This is a genomic window from Streptomyces sp. SUK 48 (genome assembly GCF_009650765.1).
Lineage (GTDB): Bacteria > Actinomycetota > Actinomycetes > Streptomycetales > Streptomycetaceae > Streptomyces.
Window position 1 is genome coordinate 8,204,598 of record NZ_CP045740.1, and the last position, 23,803, is coordinate 8,228,400.

General features: G+C 69.6%; 19 protein-coding genes and 2 pseudogenes. 10 read left to right on the forward strand and 11 right to left on the reverse strand.

Translation table 11 applies throughout. From position 1 onward, the window contains the following. Positions 1-53: 53 nt before the first annotated feature. On the reverse strand, positions 54-866 hold the full coding sequence (locus GHR20_RS36050) for an enoyl-CoA hydratase/isomerase family protein (RefSeq protein WP_202439931.1): 813 nt from the start codon (positions 864-866) through the stop codon (positions 54-56). Further along, positions 863-2,116 carry a cytochrome P450 gene (locus GHR20_RS36055; RefSeq protein WP_153815665.1) on the reverse strand — a complete coding sequence of 418 codons (1,254 nt, stop codon included), beginning with the start codon at positions 2,114-2,116 and terminating at the stop codon, positions 863-865. The genes GHR20_RS36050 and GHR20_RS36055 overlap by 4 nt, the downstream gene beginning before the upstream one ends. Positions 2,117-2,993: 877 nt before the next feature. Here GHR20_RS36055 and GHR20_RS36060 point away from each other — a divergent pair. After that, positions 2,994-3,920, forward strand: coding sequence for a hypothetical protein (locus tag GHR20_RS36060; protein WP_243878244.1), 927 nt, complete (start codon positions 2,994-2,996; stop codon positions 3,918-3,920). 229 nt (positions 3,921-4,149) lie between these two features. On the opposite strand, the gene GHR20_RS36065 is transcribed toward GHR20_RS36060, so the two are convergent. Continuing rightward, positions 4,150-5,025 (reverse strand): LysR family transcriptional regulator, encoded by an 876-nt coding sequence (locus tag GHR20_RS36065; RefSeq protein WP_153815666.1) that lies wholly within the window; start codon positions 5,023-5,025, stop codon positions 4,150-4,152. A gap of 105 nt (positions 5,026-5,130) precedes the next feature. On the opposite strand from GHR20_RS36065, the gene GHR20_RS36070 reads away from it, so the two are divergent. Further along, positions 5,131-5,658 (forward strand): GNAT family N-acetyltransferase, encoded by a 528-nt coding sequence (locus GHR20_RS36070; RefSeq protein ID WP_161214761.1) that lies wholly within the window; start codon positions 5,131-5,133, stop codon positions 5,656-5,658. Between the two features lie 194 nt (positions 5,659-5,852). Here the strand turns inward: GHR20_RS36070 and GHR20_RS36075 are convergent, their stop codons facing one another. The 3 genes from GHR20_RS36075 to GHR20_RS36085 form a co-directional block, all read right to left on the reverse strand. Next, positions 5,853-6,605, reverse strand: coding sequence for a glucose 1-dehydrogenase (locus GHR20_RS36075; protein WP_153815667.1), 753 nt, complete (start codon positions 6,603-6,605; stop codon positions 5,853-5,855). 94 nt (positions 6,606-6,699) lie between these two features. After that, positions 6,700-7,131: an Rrf2 family transcriptional regulator gene (locus tag GHR20_RS36080; RefSeq protein WP_153815668.1), complete on the reverse strand. Its 432-nt coding sequence runs from the start codon at positions 7,129-7,131 to the stop codon at positions 6,700-6,702. A gap of 186 nt (positions 7,132-7,317) precedes the next feature. Further along, positions 7,318-7,968, reverse strand: a complete 651-nt coding sequence (locus tag GHR20_RS36085) for a TetR-like C-terminal domain-containing protein (RefSeq protein ID WP_153815669.1) — start codon at positions 7,966-7,968, stop codon at positions 7,318-7,320. Positions 7,969-8,090: 122 nt separating this feature from the next. Here GHR20_RS36085 and GHR20_RS36090 point away from each other — a divergent pair, with 122 nt between their 5' ends. Further along, on the forward strand, positions 8,091-9,317 hold the full coding sequence (locus tag GHR20_RS36090; RefSeq protein ID WP_153815670.1) for an alpha/beta fold hydrolase: 1,227 nt from the start codon (positions 8,091-8,093) through the stop codon (positions 9,315-9,317). Between the two features lie 130 nt (positions 9,318-9,447). Next, complete coding sequence (locus tag GHR20_RS36095; protein ID WP_153815671.1) at positions 9,448-9,966, forward strand: hypothetical protein; 519 nt, start codon at positions 9,448-9,450, stop codon at positions 9,964-9,966. Positions 9,967-10,022: 56 nt separating this feature from the next. Here GHR20_RS36095 and GHR20_RS36100 read toward each other — a convergent pair whose 3' ends face one another. The 4 genes and pseudogenes from GHR20_RS36100 to GHR20_RS36110 form a co-directional block, all read right to left on the reverse strand. Next, positions 10,023-11,993, reverse strand: coding sequence for an acyl-CoA dehydrogenase (locus tag GHR20_RS36100; protein WP_153815672.1), 1,971 nt, complete (start codon positions 11,991-11,993; stop codon positions 10,023-10,025). A 264-nt stretch (positions 11,994-12,257) separates the two neighbouring features. Continuing rightward, positions 12,258-12,773, reverse strand: a pseudogene (locus GHR20_RS37980) (helicase associated domain-containing protein); the annotation flags it as partial. A 321-nt stretch (positions 12,774-13,094) separates the two neighbouring features. Further along, on the reverse strand, positions 13,095-13,316 hold the full coding sequence (locus GHR20_RS36105; protein WP_153815673.1) for a hypothetical protein: 222 nt from the start codon (positions 13,314-13,316) through the stop codon (positions 13,095-13,097). Between the two features lie 11 nt (positions 13,317-13,327). After that, positions 13,328-17,143 (reverse strand): polymorphic toxin-type HINT domain-containing protein, encoded by a 3,816-nt coding sequence (locus GHR20_RS36110; RefSeq protein ID WP_194859083.1) that lies wholly within the window; start codon positions 17,141-17,143, stop codon positions 13,328-13,330. A gap of 608 nt (positions 17,144-17,751) precedes the next feature. Here GHR20_RS36110 and GHR20_RS36115 point away from each other — a divergent pair. The 6 genes from GHR20_RS36115 (at position 17,752) to GHR20_RS36140 (ending at position 23,298) form a co-directional block, all read left to right on the forward strand. Beyond that, the gene (locus GHR20_RS36115; RefSeq protein ID WP_243878245.1) at positions 17,752-18,123 is read left to right on the forward strand and encodes a hypothetical protein; all 372 of its coding nucleotides are present in this window, start codon (positions 17,752-17,754) and stop codon (positions 18,121-18,123) included. A gap of 157 nt (positions 18,124-18,280) precedes the next feature. Further along, positions 18,281-20,470, forward strand: coding sequence for a trypsin-like serine protease (locus GHR20_RS36120; protein WP_243878431.1), 2,190 nt, complete (start codon positions 18,281-18,283; stop codon positions 20,468-20,470). Positions 20,471-21,207: 737 nt separating this feature from the next. Beyond that, entirely contained in the window at positions 21,208-21,432 is a 225-nt protein-coding gene (locus GHR20_RS36125) for a hypothetical protein (RefSeq protein ID WP_153815676.1), read from the forward strand. Between the two features lie 290 nt (positions 21,433-21,722). Next, entirely contained in the window at positions 21,723-22,478 is a 756-nt protein-coding gene (locus GHR20_RS36130) for a sigma factor-like helix-turn-helix DNA-binding protein (RefSeq protein ID WP_243878246.1), read from the forward strand. Further along, positions 22,475-22,990: a hypothetical protein gene (locus GHR20_RS36135; RefSeq protein ID WP_153815678.1), complete on the forward strand. Its 516-nt coding sequence runs from the start codon at positions 22,475-22,477 to the stop codon at positions 22,988-22,990. The genes GHR20_RS36130 and GHR20_RS36135 overlap by 4 nt, the downstream gene beginning before the upstream one ends. After that, entirely contained in the window at positions 22,966-23,298 is a 333-nt protein-coding gene (locus tag GHR20_RS36140) for a hypothetical protein (RefSeq protein WP_153815679.1), read from the forward strand. Before GHR20_RS36135 ends, GHR20_RS36140 begins: the two co-directional genes overlap by 25 nt. Before the next feature lie 132 nt (positions 23,299-23,430). Here GHR20_RS36140 and GHR20_RS36145 read toward each other — a convergent pair. Next, positions 23,431-23,802: pseudogene (locus tag GHR20_RS36145) on the reverse strand (transketolase C-terminal domain-containing protein); the annotation flags it as partial. Position 23,803: the final 1 nt, after the last annotated feature.

Genomic DNA, 23,803 nt, shown 5'->3' on the forward strand with positions numbered 1-23,803 from the left:
GGCACTCGGCGCGGGACCGCCGCATTCGGGACGCGGCGGACCGGACCGCGTTCTCAGGGCCGGCGCGTCAGCTCCCGGCTGGACAGCACCGCCGTCAGAAGCGCCGTGTCGAAGGACGACCCGACGGCCAGCTGGGCCGTGTTGGCGTAGGAGTTCAGCGCCTTCTTGGTCATACGCAGCGCCAGCGGCGAACGCCTGGTCAGCGGCTTGCTCCATTGCCTGACGGCCGAGTCGAGCTGGTCCACCGGAACGACCTTGTTCAGCAGGGACAGCTCCTTCGCCTTCGCGGCGTCGAAGGCGGCGCAGGTCAGCAGCAGTTCACGGACTTCGGGCTGTCCCCCTTCCCGCAGCAGCCGGGGGAGGATTCCGCCCCACGCCGGCGGAACACCCAGCCCCAGTTCGGGCATACGGAAACGGCAGTTGTCCGCCCCCACCCTGAGATCGCAGAGCACCGCCAGTCCCAGACCCGCACCGATCACCTGCCCGTGCAGCCGCGCGATGGTCACCAGCTCGGTCGCCCTGAGGGCATCGCACAGTCGCTCCGCCTTGGACAGGAGCGCGCTGAGCGCCTCGCCCGTCGGATCCTCCGAGAGAAGCGTCGAGAACTCGGTGCGGTCCCCTCCCACGCTGAAGTCGTCCCCGGCGCCGGTGAGCACCAGCACACGAATACCGGGATCGGCCTCTGCGGAGAACAGGACGTCGAGGAGATCGTCGAGAACCTGCCCCGATATGGCGTTGTCGGACTCGGGAATATTCAACTGAACGGTGAGAACGGAAGATTCGAGCGTGACGAGGAGTGTCTTGTAGCTGTTGATGGGTCTACTTCTTTCTTCAGGCTCTGCGCATCGAAAAGGACCGTCCCTCAGCCGACGGCCAACTGAAGTGACGTCATCCGGCGAAAGGCGATGCGCGGCTCCCACCGAGGGGGCGCGCTGATGTGCAGCCGCGCATCCCGTTTCAGCAGCGAGTTGAGAAGAGCCGTCGCCTCCAGGCGGGCGAGGGCGTTTCCCAGGCAGTAGTGGATACCTCCGCCGAAACTGAGATGGGCCTGCGCCCGGTGAATATCAAAAACATGGGGGTCGGCGTACTGCTCCGGATCATGATGAGCCGCGCCCGTCATGAGCTGGACCATTTCCCCTTCGCGCACGAGTACGCCGCCGACCTCACAGTCCTCCGGTGCCACCCGGCTGATCATGTGTATCGGGGCATCGTATCGGAGCGTCTCCTCGACCGCTCCGGGCACGTCCTCCGGGTGCCGGCGCAGCCACTCCCATGTGTGGGGACGCTCAACCAGCAGGCGTACGCTCGCGGACAGGACGTGCGAGGTCGTCTCCAGAGCCGCGAGGATCATGAACAGCGCGAGGGAATGAACGGCGGCGTCGGCGCGGGCACGATCGGGCTCGATACCGTCCCAGGCCCGGAGCCAGGAAGAGATCGGGTCTTCCCCCGGATCGTTCCGGCGCTCCCGGATGACGTCGGTGAAATACTGGCGCAGCTGGGCCGTGGCGGCATCGGAAAGCGCCAGTTGGCTTCGGGAGGGAAACAGTTCCTGCGTGTGGACCTGATCGTGGGTCAGCGTGCGCAGAAACTCGTGGTCCGCTTCGGGAAGCCCCATCCATTGCCCTATGGTGATGATCGGCAGCTCGTCGGCGACGAGCGAGCAGAATTCCGCCGATCCCTCACGTGCCTCCTCGAAGAACCGCTCCGTCAGCCGATCCGCTGTTCTTTCTATGAACGGCCTCAGTCTGGCCAGCGAGTGACGGTCGAAAATGTTCCCGAGCGACTTCCGCGTCATCGTGTGATCGGGAGGGTTCAGCATGGGCAGGGAGGCGGCCATCTGCCGTGAAGCGGGTGAATTCCAGCGCGCGGAGTCGTCCTGACCGAGACGCCAGTGAAGATCGGGAACCCGCCACGATCTGTCACGCAGGACTTGATGGCAGAGCCGGTGGGACGTCACCAGATACCCGCCCCAGGGCGCCGGAATCACTTCACCCAGTTTCCTGAGTTCCTGGTAGGAAGCCAGGGGGTTTGCCTGCCCCCGGTTGGTACGCAGACGAGAGAAGAGCGGGACGATCGTGTGCCGGCCGACGTGGGCGGGGGAAAGCGTTGACTTCACTATGCGAAACTCTCTCGTGAGAATGGATTCATGGTCTGTCAGTTCTGTGAGATGCCGTCAGCACCGGCGGAATGCAGGATGAGCGCCTTCCGGCAGAGATGTGCTCTGTGTGATTTTCAATCCGGCGCGGACCTGCGGGGGAGTGCCCTTCAAAAACTCTTCACGCAACTCGACGTATCCTAGCGCTCACCCTGGGTGATTAAGTCGCCGGAGAGAAGCGCGCTTCGCAGATCGGACAAGTCCCCTATACGGGGAAGATTTCCCCGTCGGGGTATTAGTGCTGGTCTATGGGGGCGAAGTGCTTGCGCATGCCATAGATTCCAACGCATCGATCCTCCTGCTGGCGACGTCGGTGTATGACTTCTTCTCTCCGACGACGGATAAACCAGGAGTTGGTCCCTAAAGCATGTGACCTATAGGGACCTGCCCTTACGAAATTTTCCCGGTGCCGACGGCCGAGAGCCGCGCCGCGACGACCCGCCCGCCACCTGGCACGGCCGGCGCAAAACACGCGGACCCGGGCGGCCGGGCCCGCGTGAAGTCCCGTTCGACGCCGACGGCACGCTGAACAACCCGCACCGGACCCGCAGAACCCGGACCGGGACAGCCCCGCCTGACGAACCGCCAGGAACGCCACCCCGCCGCCGACGACGCCCTCAAACCCGGACGCGGGTGCCCCGGGGCCGAAAGTCCCGTCGGCCGCACATTCACGTACCCCGCGCGAAGCCTGCCCCTACGATCACCCGATACGACTGTCACATGGGGCGGGAAGGCTGGACGGCATCGGGGACGGCGCACGCGCGGCGCTACGGCTCGCGGAAGGCGCGCCGCTGCGCAGCACCCTTGACACCGCGGGCGCCGGTGACTGGACGCGGGAGTGCGCGAGGCGGCCCGCCGCCACCCGCGCCTCCTGGCACAGCGGTTGGTACAGCGGCAGCCCACCACCACGCTGCCCGCCGTCCTGACCCGCCTCGGAGAGCCTCAACTCGCCCTTGCCCTCTGCCACCGCGTCGGGCGCGTCCGCCAGAAGGCGCTGCGCCCGTCGGCCCGCCGCCCCGCCCTGCTGCCGTTGCTCGTGATCCGCTGCGCCGACTGGGCCGCCCCGGTGCGCGAAGCCGCCCGCCGACTACTGCGCGAGGCCCTGGACATGGACACCGTCCCCGGCGTCGCGCCGGTCATCCTCCGCGTCGGCCGCCGCGACCAAGGCGCCTTCGCCGTCGATCTGCTCGCACAGGTCCTGCGCCGGACCCCCCACGGACAACTCGCCACTCTCCACACCGTCCCCGACCGCGTCGTCCGCCGGTTCGCCTACCGGCAGGCCGTCGAGGATCGGCTGCTCCCTCCCGCCGCTCTGGCCCGCGCGGCCTCCCGGGGCGAGGACACCGTGGTCCAGGACCTGTGCGCCACCGCGGCGCTCGCAGCACTGGACGAGGAGGAGGCGTACGAGGACGTCCTGCCGCCCCTGCTGTCCGCAGGCAACCCGCGGGCCCGTTCGGCCGGCGTCACCGGGCTGCGCCGGGCAGGGCGGCCGAAGCGGGCGGAGCCGTTCCTCGGCGATCCCTCCGCCCTGGTGCGCGCGTGCGCCCGGTACGTCGTACGACAGCAGGGAGGAGATCCGGCGGCCTGGTACCGCGAGCGGTGCGCGGCACCGGACACCCTCGAACTGCCGCCCGGGCCGGCCGAGTGCGGCAACCGCGCGGACGCCGGCCGGGATCAACGCGTCGCCGGTGAAGACGGCGAGGGCGGCCTCGGAGGGAAGCCTGCCCGGGTGCGACCGCCTGATCAGGATGGGGCCGGTCGGTAGATGGCGGCGCGGCGTCGACGCGGATGGTGGCCCCGGTCAGGTAGCTCGCGCGCGGCGAGGCCGCCTAGGGTCTTTCGTTTGGATCAGGCCGGATCAGGGTGCGGTGCCAGGGCCCGCGAGCCCGGCAAGATCCAAACGAGAGGCCCTAGGTGAGGGCGGCGGGAGCGGGGCTGGTGATGCGTTTGGACGGACCGCTTTTCCACGCCCGGCTCTCCATGGGCGCGATGGGTCAGAGTTGGAGGTGGCGCAGGGCGTTGATCACGGCGGCGATGGCCGGCTCGTCGGCGCGTTCGCGGTGGTGGGCTGCCATGAGGTCGACGTGCCACTTGGGCATGTCGCTCACGTCGAGTTCGACCAGGCTGCGGGTGGCGAGGTCGCGTACGACCGTGGCGCGCGTGAGGACGGCGATGGCCTGCCCTGAGCGCGCGAGATCGGCTGCGGTCTCGGCGGAGCTGATGCGGTAGACCTGGTGTGCGCGGGTGGGCGCGTCTAGAAGCTGTTCGTGGAAGAGGTCCGCGCCGCTGCCCCAGAGGTTCACGGCGAGGGGGTGAGCGCTCAGCCGGGCGGTGTCGCAGCGGCGTGCCGCGAGCGGGTGGTCCGGGTGGCAGACCGCGATGACCGGCTCACTGCGGAACTTGTGCAGCCGTACCTCGGGGGCGTGCGGCAGCGGCAGCGTGATGGCGATGTCGGTCGTGCCCGCGGCCACTCGTTGCAGGGCGCTCGGGCTGTGCTGGTCATCGACCACGACGGCGTACCTGAGTGGTTGGAGGGCGCCGATGACGAAGGGAACGGCCAGCGGCGCGTAGGTGGCGTGGGTGGTCAGGTGCAGGGTGCCCCGGGTGTCGTCCTCTCGGGCGATGTCCAGGGCCCGGGCCGCCATGTCCAGGCACCGTTGCGCGTGGGGCAGCAGCCGTTCTCCCGCGGGGGTCAGTGACACTCCTCGGCTCGACCGGTCGAGCAGCGGCTGACCGATGAGCCGTTCCAGCCGGCGCAGGCGTTCGCTGACGGACGGCTGCGCGACTCGCAGCTCGCGTGCTGCGGCGGAAAGCGAGCCGGCGGAGGCGGCGGTGACGAAGACACGCAGGTCCACGAGTTCCAGAGCCATAGGCGCACCCTATGGCCAGCCGCTTTGAATCACGGGGTTCTGTGTGGCCGGCGGTGCCCATAGCGTGCCGGTATGACGTCCCCGCTTGGTCTGAGGAGCCTCTCCGTGTACGAGTTTCAGCTGACGGCTGTCGATCTCGCCCCGGCGACCGCGCATGATCTGCCCGGGATCGTCGCCATCCAGAATCACACAGCCGCGACCTCGCACGCCCGATTCGCCACCAGGCTGCTGGGTATGGAGGAGCGGCGCGACTGGTTCGCGCAGTTCTCGGAGTCGGGCCCGTACCGGATGCTCGTCGCCCGCCGAGGCAGCCAGGTTCTCGGTTATGCGTGCAGCCAGATTTACCGCGATCATGAAGCTTTCCGGGAAACGGTCGAGGTGAGCGTCGGACTTGCTGAGGGCAGCAGAGGACAGGGACTGGGAACCTCCCTGTACCAAGCGCTCTTCGGTCTCGTGGCCGACGAACCGGTACACGTCGTACTCGCAGGCATCGCCCTGCCGAACGACGCCTCGGTGGCCTTGCACCGCAGGTTCGGCTTTTCCGACATCGGGATCTTCCGCGAGTACGCCGTGAAGAACGGCCGGTACATCAGCTCGTTGTGGATGCAACGGCTGCAGTCCGCCGCGCGCTGAGTCGGTGATCTCCTCGCGCATGGCCTGGAGCGTGGCCCGCCCCCCGGCCCCACAAGCCGGCGAGGAGCCGCAGGCGGCCTGCGGGGCGGCAGGTTCTGCCGGCCCGCGCACGGGAACGGCGTCGAGCGCCGAGCCGGTACCGGGGTGAATCACCATGCCCGGTACCGGGTTTCCGGCGGGGGCTCGTCGCGCGGTCAGATCTGGGCCAGACCGCCGTCCACGAAGAACTCCCCTCCCGTGCTGAAGGAACTCTCGTCACTGGCCAGGAAGAGGGCGAGGGCGGCGACCTCGTCCGGACGCCCCATCCGTCCGAGCGGGACCTGTGCGATGAGACTTTCCGTCAGCCGCCGGCGGGCCGCAGGGTTGTCACCCGCGAGAGAGAGGATCCCGGGGGTCTCGACCGGGCCGGGGCTCACGGCGTTGACGCGGATACCGCGCTCGGCCAGTTCCCCGGCCCAGGAGCGGGCCAGACTGCGGATGGCCGCCTTGGTCGCGCTGTAGACGCTCATCGCGGGCACGCCCTTGGAGGCGTTGGTGGAGGCCAGCAGGATGACCGACCCTCCTCGGTCCAGCAGCGGCAGCGCCTTCTGGGTGGTGAAGACGATGCCCTTGACGTTGATCGCGAAGGTACGGTCGTAGTCCTCTTCGGTGATGTCCCCCAGGCGTGCCAGCTCACCGCCGCCCGCGTTGGCGACGAGGATGTCCAGGCGGCCCGCGCGGTCACGGATCTCGGCGACGAGACGGTCGATGTCGTCGAGGTCGGACACGTCGCTGCGGACCGGGACGGCCCTGTCGCCGAGACGCTCGGCCGCGGCCTTGAGCTCGTTCTCGCGGCGGCCGGTGATGTAGACGGTCGCACCCTCCTTCACGAAGCGCTCGGCTATGCCGAGTCCGATACCGGTCGAGGCGCCGGTGACGAGGGCGATCTTGTTGTCGAGCTGTCCCATGATCTCGCTCCTTGTAACCATGATTGTTACGTCTATGGGTGCGGCCGGGGCCGGGTGCTCCGTGGATCGGACGGCCCCGGCCCGCGGTCTGCGGTCAGTGGGCGGCGAGAACGCCGCGCAGGACGTCGGCCAGGGTCGACTTGCCGAGTTCCTGCCGCACCGCGGCCTCCGCCTGGTCGTACACCTCCTGCATGACCGGCTGGATGCCCCGGCCGACCGGACACTCCTGGTTGGGCAGGGCGCGGTGCAGGGCGAAGAGGGCCCCCGGCTCGACGGCGTCGTACACCTCGAGGAGGCTGATCCGTGCCGGGTCGCGGGCCAGGACCCAGCCCGCGCCCGCGCCTCGCCGGGAGGAGACGAGACCGGCCTTGCGCAGGTCGCCGAGCAGGCGCCGGATCACGACCGGATTGGTGTTCACGCTCTCGGCGATCTGCTCGGACGTGGCCACCGTGCCGCCCTGGCGCCGGTACAGCTCCATCCATACGAGCACATGGGCCGCGACGGTCAGCCGGCTGTTGGCGCTCACCCGCACCACCTCCCAGTAGTAACCGTAACAGTTACATCACCGTCTTTATGCCGGGCGGTGCGGGCGGTACGGCCGCGGCCGGGGACCGGGGCGCACTCGGTCCGGTTGCCGCCCGGACGGTCCACGCGGGAGGCGTGGGCGGCGTCGCCCCGGCCGCTCTCCGCCTGCCGTGGGTGTGCGCCCTCGTCAGGCGGTGATGGCGGCGACGAGCTTGTCGGTGAGCCTGTCGAGGTAGTCGGGGCCGGTCGGGGTGTGGACGACGACGAGTCGCCAGTAGAGGGGGCCCGCGAGCAGGTCGAGCGCGAGGTCGCGGTCGGTGCCGGGGGAGAGGTCGCCTCGCTCGACGGCGCGTTCGAGCAGGTGGGTGGCTCGGCGGCGGCGGGTGTCGCGGACGGCGCTGAAGAGCGCCTGCTCGAGTTCGGTGTTGCGGGCGCTCTCGGCGAGCAGGTCGGGGATGATCTTCGACGGGAGCGGGTGGCGCAGCGCGGTGGCGAGTTCGGTGAGGTAGGCGAGGACGTCGCCGCGCAGGGTTCCGGTGTCGGTGGTCTCGGGGGTGGCCACGGCGGCCTCGGACACCAGGGCGACGGTCATCTCCAGCTTGGACGGCCAGCGGCGGTAGATCGCCGCCTTGCCGGCTCCGGCCCGTTTGGCGACGGCCTCCAGGGAGAGGCGGGCGTAGCCCGTCGACGCCAGCTCCTCGAAGAAGGCGGCCGTGATGGCCTCGGTCACGGAGTCCTGGAGGACGGGGCCTCCGGGGGGTCGCCGATCGGGCGCGGGCGCGGAGGCGGGCGCGGGGGCGTCGGGCTGGGGCGCGGGTGGCGTGGGTGAGCTGGGCATGCCTTGAACGTACACCAGACGGAACGCTTGCGTCTCGACTAAGACGGGGCTAACGTTCCCCTCAGACGAGACGGATCCGTTCCGTCTCGGTAAATGTCGGCCACCACGGTTTGAGGTGCATCATGCGATTCCTGTTCGAGGACGAGTCCTTCTCCTTCGAGACGCTGCGGGCGGCCGGCTTCGCCAACGAAGGCGGCGCGGACCTCGGCGAGGTCGTGGCCACCGCCCACAACATCGCCGAGGGCGACGAAGAGGCGTGGCTGCGCGAGTGGAAGAGCACCGCGGAGCGTGTCCACGCGATAGGCACCCACGCCCTGGCGCAGGGACACCGGGTCAGCGCCCGCGAGGCTCTGCTGCGCGCCTCGAGCTACTACCGCACCGCCGAGTTCTACCGCCGCGACGACCCCGCCGACGACCCCGAGGTCAAGCACCTGTCCGCCCTCTCCCGCGAGACGTTCGCCGCCGCCGCCGCGCTGCTGGACACCCCCGTCGAAGCCGTCCGCATCCCCTACGAGGGCGGCAGCCTGCCCGGCTACCTCTTCCTCGTCGACGACTCCGGCACCCCCCGCCCCACCCTCATCTTCACCAGCGGCTTCGACTCCACCCTGGAGGAGGCGTACTTCGTCGTCGCCGCGGCCGCGCTACGCCGCGGCTACAACGTGCTCGCCTACGACGGCCCCGGCCAGGGAGCCGCGCTGCGCGAGCAGCACCTGGTCTTCCGCCCGGACTGGGAGGCCGTGGTCACCCCGGTGGTCGACTACGCGCTGACCCGCCCGGAGACAGCCCCCGACCAGCTCGTCCTGATGGGCTACAGCCTCGGCGGCTACCTCACCGCCCGCGCCGCCGCCCACGAGCACCGCCTGGCCGCCCTCGTCCTGGACGACGGCCTCTACGACTACTACGACGCCCACACCCGCATGATGCCGCCGTTCCTGCAGGAGTGGGTCGAGGCCGGACGGGACGACCTCGCCAACCCCGTCGCCGACCTCCTGATGAAGGGCAACACCCAGCTCCGCTGGGCCCTGCGCAACGGCGTATGGGCCTTCGGCGCCACATCCGCCGCGGACTACATCCGCCGCACCGTCGACTACACCCTCGACGGCGTCGCCGAACTCATCGCCTGCCCGACCCTCATCCTGGACGCCGAGAACGACCAGTTCTTCCGCGGCCAGCCCCAGCGCGTCCAGGCCGCCCTGACCTGCCCCCACACCCTGATCACCCTTCCCGAGGCCGAAGGCGCGGGCGAGCACTGCCACATGGGAGCCATGTCCCGCTTCCAGCAGATCACCTTCGACTGGCTGGACACCACCCTCAATCCGACCGCTCCGACCGCTCCCGCCGGGAGCTGAACGCGCGGCGCTCGCCGCCCACCGGACCCCGCGGCCGGCCCGATGCCGGGCCGGCCGCGCGACGAGAAGACCCGATGACCACACCACCGGCACACCGCCGATGGGACAAGACCGGCGAAGGATTCCGAGGATGACCGGGACGAGCGGCTACACCACCGAAGGCTGGACCGACATGTTCCTGTGCGCGGGCGGCGCCGCGGCAGCACTCAGCGGCCTCATCTTCGTCGGCCTCAGCGTCAACATCCGCACCGTCCTGGAGGCGGAGAAGCGCGAGGGCCACAACTCGATGACAGGGCGCGCCCTCGAAGCCCTGGCCGCGCTCCTCATCGTCCTGCTCGTCAGCATCGTCGCGCTGACCCCGGGCCTCCACCGCGGCGTGCTGGCCGCCTTCCTCCTCCTCAACGCCGCCGCGAGCGCCGTCTCGCCCTTCAGGGCCGCCCGCACCGGCCGCGGCAAGGGCATACCGCACGCCGCGACGGTACTGAGGCTGTCCACCGCCGCCGCACTGACCCTGTCCCTGCTCACGGCCGGCACCTCCCTGGCGGCCGGCCACGGCGGCGGCCTCTACTGGCTCCCCGCCGCGTTCCTCTTCGCGGTCACCGTCGCCGCCGTCAACGCCTGGGTGCTCCTCGTCGAGGTCCTGCGGTGAGGCGGGCGCCGGGAGCGACGGCGCCGGGTGCCTTCCCGGGCCGGGCGGCGGCCGCCTCAGCCGGCGGGGCCGACGAGGTCCGGTGCCCCAAGGACGGGCGCCGGGATGCCCCAGGCGTCGACGAGGCCGACGGCGAGAGGGCGCACCGTGCGGCAGAGGTCGTTCACCTCGCGGCTGATCGCCTTGGACCTCTGCACGGTCAGCCGGCCGTGTTCCATGAACCAGGCGCGATCGGCTTCGATGGCCGAGAGCGCGAACAGATCGCACAGCAGGCCCAGCGCATCCTTCTCCGCACCCTCGGGAAGAGCGCGCACCTTGTCGACGAAGGCTTCCGTGACCAGCCGTTCGACATGGGCCCGGGCGAGGGCGATGACGTGGTCCTGGACCTGCGAGAAGACCACGCCGGGTGCGTCCTGCCGGTCCGTGCCGCGCTTGATGCGACGGGCGAGGCCGGCGAGCATGTGCTCCTCGCGAAAGCGGACCATGGCGAGCTGGTACTCCGGATCCAGGAGTCCGGCCTCCCGGTCCCACGCGTCACCGCCGGGCAGCAGGTCGCGGACGCGTTCGAGGAGCTTGTGCGCCGAGGTCCGCTCGATGACGGTCTCCACGGCGAGACCGGTGACATAGCGGACCATGCCAAGCTGATCGAGATCCTCGAACTCGCTCGCGTGATCGGTGAGCAGGCCCTTGGCCACGAGCTGGAGGAGCACGTGATTGTCGCCCTCGAAGGTGGTGAAGACGTCACTGTCGCGTTTGAGGGCGGCGAAGCGGTTCACGGCGAGGTAGCCGGCGCCACCGCACGCCTCGCGGCACTCCTGGACGACGCGGGTGGCGTGCCAGGTGGCGAGCGCCTTGATACCGGCGGCCCGCGACTCGAGACGGCGCCGCGCCTGCGGATCGTTCTCGACACCGGAGAAGACCTCGTGCAACTGAGCCCGTACGACGTCCTGGGCGAAATGCAGCGCGTAGGTGCGGGCGAGGAGGGGGAGCAGCCGGCGCTGGTGGAGGCCGTAGTCGAGGAGCACCTGCTCCGCGGAGTCCGGGGACGCCTTGAACTGGCGCCGCCGGTCGGCGTACTTGGTGGCGACCGCCAGCGCGACCTTGGCGACGCCGACGCCCGCTCCGGCGACGCTGACCCGCCCCTGCACGAGGGTGCCGAGCATGGTGAAGAAGCGCCGGTCGGGGTTCTCGATGGCGCTCTCATAGACACCCTCGGGAGTGACCCGGGCGAAACGGTCGAGGAGCGCCTCGCGGGGGACGCGCACACCGTCGAACCGGATACGGCCGTTGTCGACGCCGTTGAGGCCCATCTTCCGCCCGTCGTCCTCGATGGCGACACCGGGCAGCACCCGGCCGCCGGACCGCAGGGGGACGACGAAGGCGTGGACACCCTCGGACCGGCCGCCCACCTCCAGCTGCGCGAAGACGACGCCGAGCTCGGCATGGCGGGCGGCGTTGCCGATGTAGTCCTTGCGCGCCTGCTCGTCGGGGGTGGTGAGGACGAACTCCCGGCTCCCCGGGTCGTAGCGGGCGACGGTGCCGAGCGCCTGGACGTTGGAACCGTGACCCGCCTCGGTCATGGCGAAGCAGCCCATCAACTCCCCGGTGACAAGGCGGGGCAGATAGGTCTTGTGGTGGTGCTCGGTGCCGAGATGCAGGATGGCCCCGCCGAAGAGCCCGAACTGGACGCCGACCTTCACGAGGACGGAGAGATCACCGAACGCCAGGGTCTCGAAGGCGGCGATCGACGCACCGACATCGCCCCCGCCCCCGTACGCCGCCGGAAAGCCCATACCGGTCTGACCGGTCGCCGCCATCTGGACGACGACATCGCGGACCCTCTCGCGGAACGCGTCGATGCCGAGCGCGTCTGCCTCGTCGAGAACACCGGCATGGGTGACCAGATTCGTCCGGACGAGGTCCCGGATCCCGGCGTACTCGCCGTCGAGGACCGCGGCGAGCGACGGCACGTCGATCTCGGGCCGACGCCGGCCGATGACGGAAGCGGAGGTGTTCTCGATGGCCATGCCGCTCCGCTACCCCGAGCCCCGACGATCAACCGGCACGGCCACGGCGCCCGGAGCGGTCGGCGTGGCGGCTCGGGGCCGGTTCGCGGTTCCGGAGGGCCGGCTGGCACTGTCACCGGAGGCGTCCCCGGCATCCGAAAGAACCCGGACGGTACCGAACAGCCGATGGGCGACATCCTGCAGATGTACACCGCCCGCCGCTGACACCAAACAGTGCTGGGCCGTGCAGAAGTTCTGCCCGGCCCACTACCCTGCGCCTGCGCACTACGACCACCGCGTCCCGATCGCGGACATCAGCTCCATCCGCTCCGGAGACAGCGTCGCGGCCCGGCTGCGCTGGTTCCCGATCCACGCCCCAAGTCGGAGTTCCCGCACCTTCTGGTCCTCACTGTCGCCGTTCTCGTCGTCGCCGACGACTCCGTTCGATGTGTTTCCGAGGTACCCGAAGGTGCCCCTCGCGCTCGTAGAACTGCTTGGCGGCCTTGGCAGTTCAGCGCCCACTTGTCGGCCTGGGTGCGGCGCGGGCGGCTTCTCGTCCTCGGCCGCGGGCGTGATTCCGAGGACCTGTTCGCAACATCCACTGCAGCGCGATCGTCAGGTTGTCCCAACCGAGCCGGACCGAGCGCACCGCCCGAGGTCCGTGCCCTGGCGCCGGACTTCACCCGCCTCGGTGGGCACCGCCTCGCCTGCATCCAGGTGCATCCGCGCCAGGTGGAAGCACCGCTGCCACGTCACCGGCCAGCTCGGGCACCAGGGTGTGTCGAGCTCCTCCAACTGCTCTGGTTCGCGGAGCTCTTGACGGCTCGGGTGCCGGGGCCAGGGGGCGGCCGGGCGCGTTGTGCTGGTGTGGCCGATGGCGGGGAGCGGTTCGGCCTCGAGGGGGCCGCGCCGTCCGTGCTGGCGCCCGTGTTCGGGCGGACCGGGGACTGTGAGGGGACGGGGGCCGGTCGTCGTGCCGGGTCTGGCCGCTGCCGGACAATGGGGCACCTACGGAGCCGCCCTGTGCTGGGGCGTACTCCGCGGGCACCGATGCCGGGCAGCGGCCGTGCTCCTTGGCGGGATGACCTTTCGGCGCTGGCCAGGAGGCCGACGCCGACGGATCTAGACGCCTGGCTTCTTTTCGAGGATCTCGATGTTCGACCACAGGCCGTCGAGCCCGAAGCGGGCCAGGTACTCCTCAAGGATGAGGAACGGCGGATGCGCGTCCGGTTCGCGGTCTACCCAGACGGTGTCGCACTCGTAGCAGAGCAGGAACGTCTCGGACTCTCCCGGGACGCGGGCCCGAGTGACCCATCCCTGGTTGCATCGCGGGCACCAGATCATAGTTGTCTCCCTCACAGAACCGGGTAGGCGGTGATGATCCTCGTGGTGCCCGGTACGACCACGATCCTCAGTTTTTTCTCCCCCAACGTACCGACGGTCCGCTGCATGTCCACGATGAAGGCGGCGGGGTCGTTGGGTACGTGAGCGCCTCGCTTGCTCCAGCCCTCGTCGATCAGCCCGAGGATGGACCCCTGGTCGGCGTTGCTGTAGACACCGTGGACGGTCTTCGACGGGTCGGGGTGTGCGTGCTCCATTACGTGGGCCAGACGGTGGCCCTGTGCGGAGCCGGGGCCGTAGATGAGTCCCGCCGGGGATTGGAACCGGTCGTTGCCGAGGTTCGCGAAGCCCACCGGGCAGCTCGCGTTGTGCACGAGCACCGGGGTGCTTCCGGCCAGCACGTAGAACGTGTGCAGGTCATCGACCGTGAGGGTGTACGTCCTTGCGTTCTGCTCGTAGGACGCGCTGCCGCGTACGGCATGAGTGCCGCCGTCCGCGTCCCGGAGCGTCATACCCGGCCGCAGAGCGCGGGCCTCGACCCAGCTCCGAGCGGACGGCGACCAGAAGCGGTGCTCGCTGGTCGCGGTGAGCCGTGCGATACCGGTCCGGGTCTCGATGGACAGCCGCGTGAACGCCTTGTCGTGCTCTGTCACGACGAGGTTCGTCACCTCACGCAGGCCTGTCTCGCCAGTGAGGGGGTCGGTTGCAACGACCTTGTCTCCAGGCTCGACCGACTCAATGTCCTTCGTCGTACCGCCGGCCATGAGCACCCGGGTGCCGGCGAGGAAGCACTGGAAGCACTTCAGGGCCTTGGCGACCCGGGTTCCCTCGGCGATGTCCTCGAAGTGCTCGAGTTCCTTGAGCGCCTTGAGCTTGCCGACAGGGAGGACCGACATGGCGGCCATGAGGCATTTGCCAAGCGTCGGGTTCTCATAGCAGTCGACGATGTCGTTGACACCGAAGACGGTCATGGCGATGGCCGAGAGCGTCGGATCGATCGGTGGCGGGGTGACGGGCTGCCCGGCCAGCGCGCAGGGCGGCAGATTGTCCCTGGTGGGGTAGAGATAGCAGGGCGGCTTCGTCTGACTTTGCGCCGCACGTTGGGCCTTGCGTCGTTCCGCAGCCTGCCGTCGTGCCTCAGCCTCTTCGGTCTGGCGCAGGTCCTTCACCCGGTTCCAGGCCTGTGAGGCAGCGGTTTCGGCCTCCGCCGCGCTCTTGCCGGCGTCGATGGCGTCACTGCGTGCCTCGGTCGCCGCATCCGCCGCTTGCGCGGCGGAACTGCGGGCGTAGCTCGCGGAGAACTCGGCCTGGGCGGCGGACTCCTCGGCGGCTGTCGCGTCCTGCTGCGCGCGGTTGGCAGCCGAGCGGGCTGTGCTGGCGGATTGCTTCGCCTTGGCGGCGCTGGTCTCTGCGCTGTCCGCTGCCTTGTCGGCCTCCTTGGCGTACCCGTTCGCCTGCTCGGCGCTCTTGTTCGCTTCCGCCGCGGCGTCGGCGGCCTTGTCCGAGGCGTGCTTGGCGTCCGCTGCGGCCTTGGCTGCGAGCCAGCGGTTCTGTTGCGCCTTGGCGGCGATGATGCCGCCCTCGGCTATCAGCCGTTGGACCTGTGCGACATGGGTGGCGGCCAGTTGATCCTTGCGCTCGGCCATGTACCGGCCGACCGCGACGTACTCATCGAGCTGGTTCGGCGCCCCGGTCAGGGCTATCTTGGCCGCCGCCTGCGCCTCGGGACCGCCGGTGTTGACGAGTTGGCTGGCGATCACCCTCTCGTCACCGTTGCGGGCGGTGTATTGACCGTTGTTGAGGAAGGCGAGCAGTGTCTTAGCGCTGCCGTCGGTGAGTGCCTTCTCCGCGGCTTCCTTCACCCCGGGGCCGCCCGTGTTGTCGATCTGGGAGACCTTCACGCGGTAGTCGGCAAGGCCAGCGCTGAATTGACCAGTGGTGTAGAAGTCACGAATCTGCTCGTCGGTGCCCTTGAGGGCCTCGGCCGCGGCCGAACGCACCGACGGGTAGGGACTGTCCGACGCGAGGTCGGCTACCTGCTGGACGATCTCCTCCTGCTCGGCGTGCTTCCAGCCGCTCCGCAGGTACTCCACGACGTCCGCGTCGGAGCCGGCCAGTGCCTTCTCCGCGGCCTCTTGGCGCCAGGAACCGAAATACTTCATGGCTCGCAGGGCCACGCTCCGGCCCTTGCGAGCGAGCGCGGCGGTGTTGGCGCCGGGTTCGGCGGCCTCGGCGGACAGTGCCGCCGTGTCGTCGGTGATCGCCTTGCCCTCCAGCAGGCTTCCGGAGAGTTCCTTGGTGAACTCGTCGCCCGAAGCCTTGTCGGACTTGGCCTTCTCGATGCCGGCACTGGTGCGGGTGGCCAGGTCCTGTGCCTCGGCCTCCCGAGCGATGTCGAACGTCTTCTTCGCGGTGGCGACGGCCTTGGTCGCTGTCTCAGCGGCGACCTTGGCCGCATCGGCCTGCTTCTGCGACTCGCTTGCCGCGTCGGCCGCCTCTCCTGCGTGGGCGGCGGCCTCCTCGGCAGCCTTGCCCGCGTTCTCGGCGTGAGTCGCGGCGGAGTCGGCGGCGTCGCGCGCCTCGGCTGCTGCGGCGGCAGACTTGCGGGCGAGCACCTCTGCCTCGTCGGCGGCCGCGTTGGCCTCGGCGGCATGGCGCCGGGTTTCCGTGGCTGCCGCCCGCGCCTGCGCCGAGGAAGTCCCCGCGGCGTCCGCGTAGTTAGCGGCCTCGTCGGCGGCGTCGGCGGCAGCGTTGGCGTTCTTGCCGGCGCTCTTGGACGCCGCAACCGCACTGGCGGCGGCGAGCGATGCCTTGCTCGCCTGGTCGGCGGCCTTGCCGGACTGGGTGGCGAGATTGGCGGCGGCGTAGGCCGCCTTGGCCATGTCGCTGGCGTTCTGGGCCTGCGACTTGTCCTTGCCTGCCGCTATCGCCGCGTTGTAGGCGCGGGTTGCCGCGTCTGCGGCGGCAGCAGCGGCGTTGGCGGTCTGTGCCGCCGCAAGCGCTGCGATCCGGGCTGAACGGTTCGCGGCGTTGGCCGCACCGATCGCCGTCTGTGCGGCATCCGCAGCGGCGCGCGCGGCGTCGGCGGCCTGCTTGGACTTGACCGCAGCACGCGTGGCGTCGTTCCTGGCGGCGTTGGTCTCCTTCGCCGCCTTTTCCGCCGCCTGCTTAGCCAGTTCGGACGCGGCGACGGCCTTGTCGGAGGCATCCTGCGCGGCCTTCGTGGCATCGTCGGCCTGCTTGCCGGCCTGCTTGGCCTGGTCGGTCAGCTGGGCGATCGTAGCGTGCTCCTGGTCGCGATTGCGCGCGACGAACTGGCCGACCTCCAGAAACTCTTCGATGTCGTCCGGGGTGCCCTGGAGCGCCAGCTTCGCGGCCGCCTTCACATTGGGGCCGCCGGTGTTGTAGATCTTGGAGACCGCCACACGGTTGTCCGAGACACGGGCCGTGTACTGGCCGTGTTCCAGGAACGCGGCGACATCCGCGGGGGTGCCCTGGAGAGCCCGGGTCCCGGCATCCCGGACGCCGGCACCTCCCAGGTTGATGGCGCGCGAGGCATCGACCCGCTGGTCCTGCTCGTGCGGGGTCTTCCAGCCGTCCTTCAAAAAAGCGTGTAGGTCGTCCGGGGTACCGGCGAGTGCCTTCTTGGCTGCCTCCCGGACGGCGGTGCCGCCGACGTTAAGGATGCGGCTGGCATCGACCTTGTCGTCGGCCAGCTGGATGCCGTCCGCGTCAGCAAGGAAGTCTTCGATGTCCTGGTCCGAGCCGAGGAGGGCCTTCTCAGCGGCTTCTTTGATGCCAGCGCCGCCGGTCGCCCAGTAGTCGAGCACACCTTGACGGCCGGTACGCCAGGGGAGATCCGTAGCATCCTCGGCCACGGCGTGGCCAGCGCCGAGGAGGCCGGCGACAACCGTACCGGACAGAAGCGCTGCGGTCAGACGCGCGGTAATGCCTCTCCTGCCACCGGGTCTGCGGCGTCTGCCCCACCGGGGCGCAGGTACTGGTTGTTTCACTGATTTCCTCCATGTCGGTCCGGTCCCGGCAGCCCACACCGCTGCATGGCACGCGCGCATCGGCCCGTTTCGTGCAGATCGTGATGAGTGGTTGCAGCCGCCAAACGGAATCGATGAGCCCTGCGCATTGCGCGCCATGGCCCGCGGCAGCACTGAACGACCCCTCAAATCCTTTGAGGTGAGGGGCGTTCGACGGCATGCTCACCAAATTCTTACATGTGCTTTACTTTCAGCAAGCGGAGGGGGATCCGCTCTCTCGTGACCTCTGGGGAAGGAAACACATGGCGATAACGCGTGCCCGCAAGGGACTCATGCTCGGAGCCTCCGGTGCCTTCGCGGCAGCCCTTGTGGCGGCGGCTTTGACGATCGGCTCTCCGGCGTCCGCGGCGCCCGCGCAGCCGGTGGCAGCGGGGAGCAGTGCCGACATGCCCTCTGCGGTGGAAGACTTCAACTATCCGGGCGCCGACCGCATCCGCCAGGAGCGCAACGTCACCCTCAAGCGGGGCGACGGCCACATCACCCTGGTCTCCTGCAGCGAGGCGTGGAACATCAAGATCGAGTCCCGTCTGGACAACGGTGGCTACTGCTTCCGCGCCACCACCAAGACGGGCTTTCTTACCCTGGAACTGCCTGACGCTTACGGGGTGTGGACCGAGGACCACCCGGTCAAGGCGACGCTGACCGCCGACGGCAAGGAAACCGTCGTCAGCGTGCCGACCGATGACTACCAGCCCGTCGGCGAGGCCGGCGGCACCGGACTGCGCTCCGTCCTTGTGGAACTCCGCGTCACCGGCTGAGTCCAGCCCGGCTCCCGGCCACACATTCCAGCCGGCTACCGAACCCCATGCGCGATGCGCCCTGCGGCACAGGCCGCACGAGGCCCGCGCCTTCGTGAACCATCAGGAAAGCTCCCACGTGTCCAACTTCCACCCCCGCGCGGCGCTGACGAGCACGCTGCTCGCGGCCGCCGTCGTGTCCGGCGTCCTGACCGCCCCCAGTGTGTCCGCCGTCACAGGTGGCGTAGCCGCCAGCGGTTCCTTCGCCTACACCGCCCGCCTTGCCATCGGCTCCGGCGACCGCGCCTGCACCGGCGCGCTGATCGATCCGGAGTGGATCGTCACCGCGGCCAGCTGCTTCGCCGACGACCCCGAGCAGGGCTACAGCATCCGCGCGGGCAAGCCGGCCATGGCCACCACCGCGACCATCGGCCGCACCGACCTGACCTCCACCACAGGGCAGGTCCGCCAGGTCGTCGAGCTGGTGCCTCGCAGCGACCGTGACGTCGTGCTCGCCCGACTCGGCCGTCCCGCCGCCGGCATCACCCCGGTCAAGGTCAGCACTAGCGCCCCCGCCGTGGACGAGGCCCTCACCGTGCCCGCATACGGCCGCACTGCCACCGAGTGGGCCCCTCTGAAGCTGCACACGGGCAGTTTCAAGATCGGCGCGATCCAGTCCGACACCATCGACATGGCCGGCCAGAACGGCGCAGCCGTCTGCGCCGGCGACACCGGTGCCCCGGTGCTGCGCACCGCGGGCGGCTCCTACGAGCTCACGTCGGTCACCACCCGCTCCTGGCAGGGCCGTTGCTTCGGCCAGGACCCCACCGAGACCCGCACTGACGCACGCAATGTGCGCTTGGACAACCTCGGCACCTGGATCGACTCCACCGTCCAGGCCGCGCGGATCACCGACTTCAACTGCGACGGCGTCGAAGACATCGCGATCGCCGACCCGAAAGCCAGCGTCGGTGGTAACAGCAGTGCGGGCGCGGTCCGGATCGTCTACGGCGGAGGCAAGGGCACCACGTCCGTCACCCAGGACCTGGACTGGGTCCCCGGCGACTCCGAGACGGACGACTGGTTCGGCGAGAGCATCGACACCGCCGACTACAACCAGGACGGCTGCACCGACCTGATCGTCGGCACCCCCTCCGAGGACCTGGGCACGGTGAAGGACGCCGGCATGGTCGACGTCCTGTACGGCGCCCAGGCCGGCATCGGTACCGGTTCGGTGAAGGACACCCACTTCGAACAGGACGCCGGGACCGGGTCCCTCGCCGCCTCCACCCCCGAGTCGGGTGACCGTCTGGGCCAGGCTGTGGCAGCCGGCATCACTGCCTCCGGCGACCCATTCCTCGTGATCGGCGCTCCTGGCGAGGCCATCGGAACCGTGCCCAAGGCAGGCATGGCGTTCTATGTGCGCGACAGCACCAGCATCGGCATCACCACCGCCAACATCGGCATCACCCAGGACAGCACAGGCGTCCCCGGCGCCGTGGAGGCCAACGACCAGTTCGCCGAAACCATCGCCGCCGACGCCAACCACATCGCCATCGGCGCCCCCGGCGAAGCCATCGGCACCGACACGAACGCCGGCAACGTCGCGGTCTTCAGCCACACACTGAACTCCGAGGGCCGTCCCACCCCGCTGTTCGGCCTCGACCAGGACCTGGATACCGTCGCCGGCAGCTCCGAAGCGGGCGACCAGTTCGGCAAGTCCCTCGCGATGGTGCCCTACCGCCCCTCGGCAGCGGCTACCGCCACCGACTCTATCCTCGCGGTCGGCTCCCCCGGCGAAGATCTCGATATCGACGGCGTTAACAAGACCGACACCGGCAACGTCCTCACCTTCCGTGTCACCGCAGCCGGTACCTTCACTCAGCTGAACAACTACTTTTCCGGCACTGCCACCGACGACGTCACCGGCACCTCCGAGGCTGGCGACCGCTTCGGCCAGACCCTCGCCGCCGTGAACACCATGCCCGGCGCGGTCAGCACCACAGCAACGATGAAGCTCGCCGTCGGAATCACCGGAGAGGCCGTGGGAACCGCCACCAAATCCGGCGCCATCACCACCTTCTCGCTGCTCGGCGCTCCCAGCGCAAACGACCGCTGGATCGAGGCGGGAACGTCCGGCATCCCCGGCCCTGCAGGAGCTGACCAGCAGCTGGGCTTCAGCATCCGCTACACCGGTACCAAACTGTACGTCGGAATGCCCTATGGCCCGGCCAGCTACGGCTCACTGCACGCCCTGCCCCTCTCCAACGTGACCGCCGGCGGTACCAACGCCGCGATCACCACATATCAGCCGGGCCAGGGCGGACTTCCCGCCTCAGGCGGCCGGTTCGGATACGCCGCACGATAGGCAGACAGTCGCACTCGCTGCGCAGTCACGCCTGCCGAGAAGCCGGCTGCGATCTGCCGGTGTGAAACCAGAGGGGGGGCAGCCCACAAGGCTGCCCCCCTCCCGTTGGGCCGGAGCCCTCGATCGTCAGGTGCGCTGTCATCTCCATGCCCGGAACATCCCAGATAGGCGTGGCAGACGATCCAGTTTCGCAACGAGCCCTCATCGTGGGACACGAGTTCCGTGCAAGCGTCGGATCCGATCCCCGATAACGCTGGGAGCGCGTCCAGTACAGAGGGGAGCAACTGTCAGTGCGGTCGGCTACCTTCGGGAAGTCCCGAGTGGACGGGTGTTCCCGCCCGGCCTGATTGCTGCGGGCCGGGCGGGAACGGTGTGCTCGCCCCCGGGTTCTTCTGGCACGGGGGCAGGCTCTTCCGGATGGAAGACCGACACCGAAGGGTGCCCGGTGTCCATTGACGTCGGTTGAGCGCCCGATTGCAAGGAAAATCGGGAACTTCCACCCCAGAGCGAAAGGGCCTGCGCGTTTTCTTCCGGTCGGTGCTTCGTCCGGGTATGGGGCGGACTGCTTGGCGACCGGCATTGTTCCGTAAATTCTTGATCACTTGGCGTAACAACTCCTCCTGCCTACATGCTGGTTGACCTCCCCGGCGGCGGCGGCGTGGCACCCGCGTGTCTCCGGGGCCCGCAGGCCCCCGGAGACCAGCGGGCGCAGGAAGACCGAGAACCAAGGGAACTTGATGGAACGCAAAGGCATAAAGCTCCTCATCGCGTTCGCCACGGCGATCGTATTCGCGTGGAGCGTCGTGATGGTCGTGCTCGGGCAGGTCGCAGCGATCGCCGTCCTCGCCCCGGTGCTGGGACTGACGGTCCAGCAGATCGTGCGGGCCATCCGCTCGCATCCCGCCCCCGAGGTCGGCGATCCCGCGGTGGCCGTGCCGGACAGTGGGGAGGAGGCGCCATGAACCTGTTCGACGACCCGGCTGCGGTTCCCGACCAGCCGCCCCCTTCCGGCGAACCCGGGCCGGCTGACAGGTCGAGCACGCCGGCCACCCCCGAGAGGGACCACTCGAAGGAACCTGCCGGACCCGGCCTGCGGAGCCAGGCCGGTGTCGGAGCCGCTCTGGCACGGCGTCCTGGACGCCCAGGCCGGCCCCTCGGCCCGATCGCAGCACACATCTCCAGCGCGCACCGTGCTTGGCTGGTCCCGGTCCGTGAGGCGTACCTGGCCGCCACGCTGCACTCCGGGCTGACGATGAGCCGACTCGGCGAGGCGCTCTACATCTCCAAGCCGAAGATCTCCGAGCTGCTCAGCGGCAAGCTCTACCCCCGCTGGGAACTCCTCTACGACATCGCTGTCGCCCTGGGCATCTCGGTCTGGCCGCTGTACCGGCTGTGGCGACAAGCCGCGCTGCAGACAGAGAACAAATCCCGCGCCTGGGTCGAGAAATCCTCCGCCGCCCGCGGGACGATGACGGCCACCCGCGCCACCCCGCCCATGGATCTCTCCGCGTTTCGCGAGATCACCGAGGGAGGCTACCGCCTCTACGCTGGCGTCTTCCTCCTCACCGGGTACTGCGACGCCGCCCTCGAGGAGACCTACGACCAACTCTGGCTCTCCTGGGGCCACGCCCTTGCCAGCCACGACACCCGCCGATACGCCTTCACCGTGTTGCGCACCGCGGTCATGGCCCGCACCCCGCACATCGACGGCCGCCCCGAATTCAGCGAGGCCGCCTTCGACACGATCGCCCTCCAGACCGTCACCGACGACGAGGCCGCCGAGCAGATCGCCGAATCCATTGCCTTGTTCAAGGCGATGAGCCGGCTGCCCGACAACCAACTCGACGTCATGGTGCTGCGCGTCCTGCACGGCATGACCGACGAGGAGGTCTCCCACTTCCTGGGCCTGCCGCTGCCGACGGTCCGTTCCGACGAACGCCACGCGATCCGCTTCCTCGAGGACATCCTGTCCCCGCCGCCTCCTCCCGAAGATGGAGACCAGCCATGACCCGCATCGATGGCATTCTCGCCCGGGCACGCCTCGCCACGGAACGCACCGCTCCCCGCGACATCGTCGACACCCTTGCCTGCCCGGTCACCCGCTCTCCGCAGCCCCCAGCCGCCGCCCTCGACCGGTCGGCGGTGTCGGACCGGCGGCTCGATGCCGAGGAAGCGGCCGAGGACCTGCGGGCCCTGTGCGAGACCCTCGTCTCCCACACGCCTGCCCACGAGGTCGCCGATTTCGTCACCGAGCAGGTGCCTGAACCCCGCAGCGCGCTCGTCCTGGCCTGCGTGCTGCAGCTGACCGACACCGACGACGGCGCCCGCTTCTGGTGGCAGTACGCAGCCGGCGCCGGACAGCCAGCCGCCGCCTACTGCCTCTACCTTCACCATCTCGCCGCCGGCGAGGACACCCCGGCGAGTTGGTGGCACCAGCAGACCGATGACGTCCAACCGCCACCCCCGCCCCCGCCTCCGCACCCAGGCCCGGCGCCGTGGGGGAGTGGGCACCCGCTCTGAACCCCGTCACCAGCACCTCCACCACCACGGTCCTGCGCATCCTGCGCCACCTCGCCAAAGAGACCGTCCGGGACCGCACCACCGCGGTGACCCGTCTCATGGCCTACATCCCCACCGCCGTCACCGTCGGATACCTCCGCCAACCCGACATGGAACTTCCCCTGCCTGGCGGCGACTTCGCCCGGCGTGTCCGGGACCTCCTCGCCGCGGCCGCCTGCCGTCCCGACGTCGCAGACACCCTCCCCGCCCGCACCTCCCAAGCAGAACAAGACCTCGACGACCGCCTTCAACAGGCAGCCAGCCGCTGAGGCCGGCCTACCACGCAGCCGTCCGCCCGGATGCCGCCCCGTGACCGGCCGACCGGGGGATCATGGCCGGTCGCCGGTCGCCGGTCGCCGGTCGCCGGTCGCCGGTCGCCGGTCGCCGGTCGCCGGTCGCCGGTCGCCGGTGCCGCTGCTGGTGGGGGTGGAGGTCTGCTGGTGGCCGCCGGGTCGGGGCGCCCGCTGGGTGTCGTGGATGCTGTTGCGGGCGGCCGCGGCGACCGCTTCGGGGGTGATGCCAAACTCGGTGTAGAGGCGCTGGTAGTTGGCGGAAGCGCCGTAGTGTTCCAGGCTGACGATGCGTCCGGCGTCGCCGACCATGTCGCGCCAGCCCTGCCCGACGGCGGCCTCGACGCTGACCCGGGCCCGTACGTCCGGCGGCAGGACCTCGTCCTGGTACGCGGCGGGTTGTGCGGCGAACCACTCCCGGCACGGCATCGACACCACGCGCGCCGCGATCCCGTCGGACGCCAGCAACTCGCGGGCGTCGAGA

Excerpts from the sequence above, each read along its gene's own strand:
- GHR20_RS36105 (WP_153815673.1), bottom strand. The coding sequence starts at position 13,316 with ATGATCTGGTGCCCGCGATGCAACCAGGGATGGGTCACTCGGGCCCGC.
- GHR20_RS36065 (WP_153815666.1), bottom strand. The coding sequence starts at position 5,025 with ATGGCTCTGGAACTCGTGGACCTGCGTGTCTTCGTCACCGCCGCCTCC.
- GHR20_RS36130 (WP_243878246.1), top strand. The coding sequence starts at position 21,723 with ATGAGCCGACTCGGCGAGGCGCTCTACATCTCCAAGCCGAAGATCTCC.
- GHR20_RS36100 (WP_153815672.1), bottom strand. The coding sequence starts at position 11,993 with ATGGCCATCGAGAACACCTCCGCTTCCGTCATCGGCCGGCGTCGGCCC.
- GHR20_RS36075 (WP_153815667.1), bottom strand. The coding sequence starts at position 6,605 with ATGGGACAGCTCGACAACAAGATCGCCCTCGTCACCGGCGCCTCGACC.
- GHR20_RS36135 (WP_153815678.1), top strand. The coding sequence starts at position 22,475 with ATGACCCGCATCGATGGCATTCTCGCCCGGGCACGCCTCGCCACGGAA.
- GHR20_RS36115 (WP_243878245.1), top strand. The coding sequence starts at position 17,752 with ATGCCCTCTGCGGTGGAAGACTTCAACTATCCGGGCGCCGACCGCATC.
- GHR20_RS36090 (WP_153815670.1), top strand. The coding sequence starts at position 8,091 with ATGCGATTCCTGTTCGAGGACGAGTCCTTCTCCTTCGAGACGCTGCGG.
- GHR20_RS36125 (WP_153815676.1), top strand. The coding sequence starts at position 21,208 with ATGGAACGCAAAGGCATAAAGCTCCTCATCGCGTTCGCCACGGCGATC.
- GHR20_RS36085 (WP_153815669.1), bottom strand. The coding sequence starts at position 7,968 with ATGCCCAGCTCACCCACGCCACCCGCGCCCCAGCCCGACGCCCCCGCG.
- GHR20_RS36095 (WP_153815671.1), top strand. The coding sequence starts at position 9,448 with ATGACCGGGACGAGCGGCTACACCACCGAAGGCTGGACCGACATGTTC.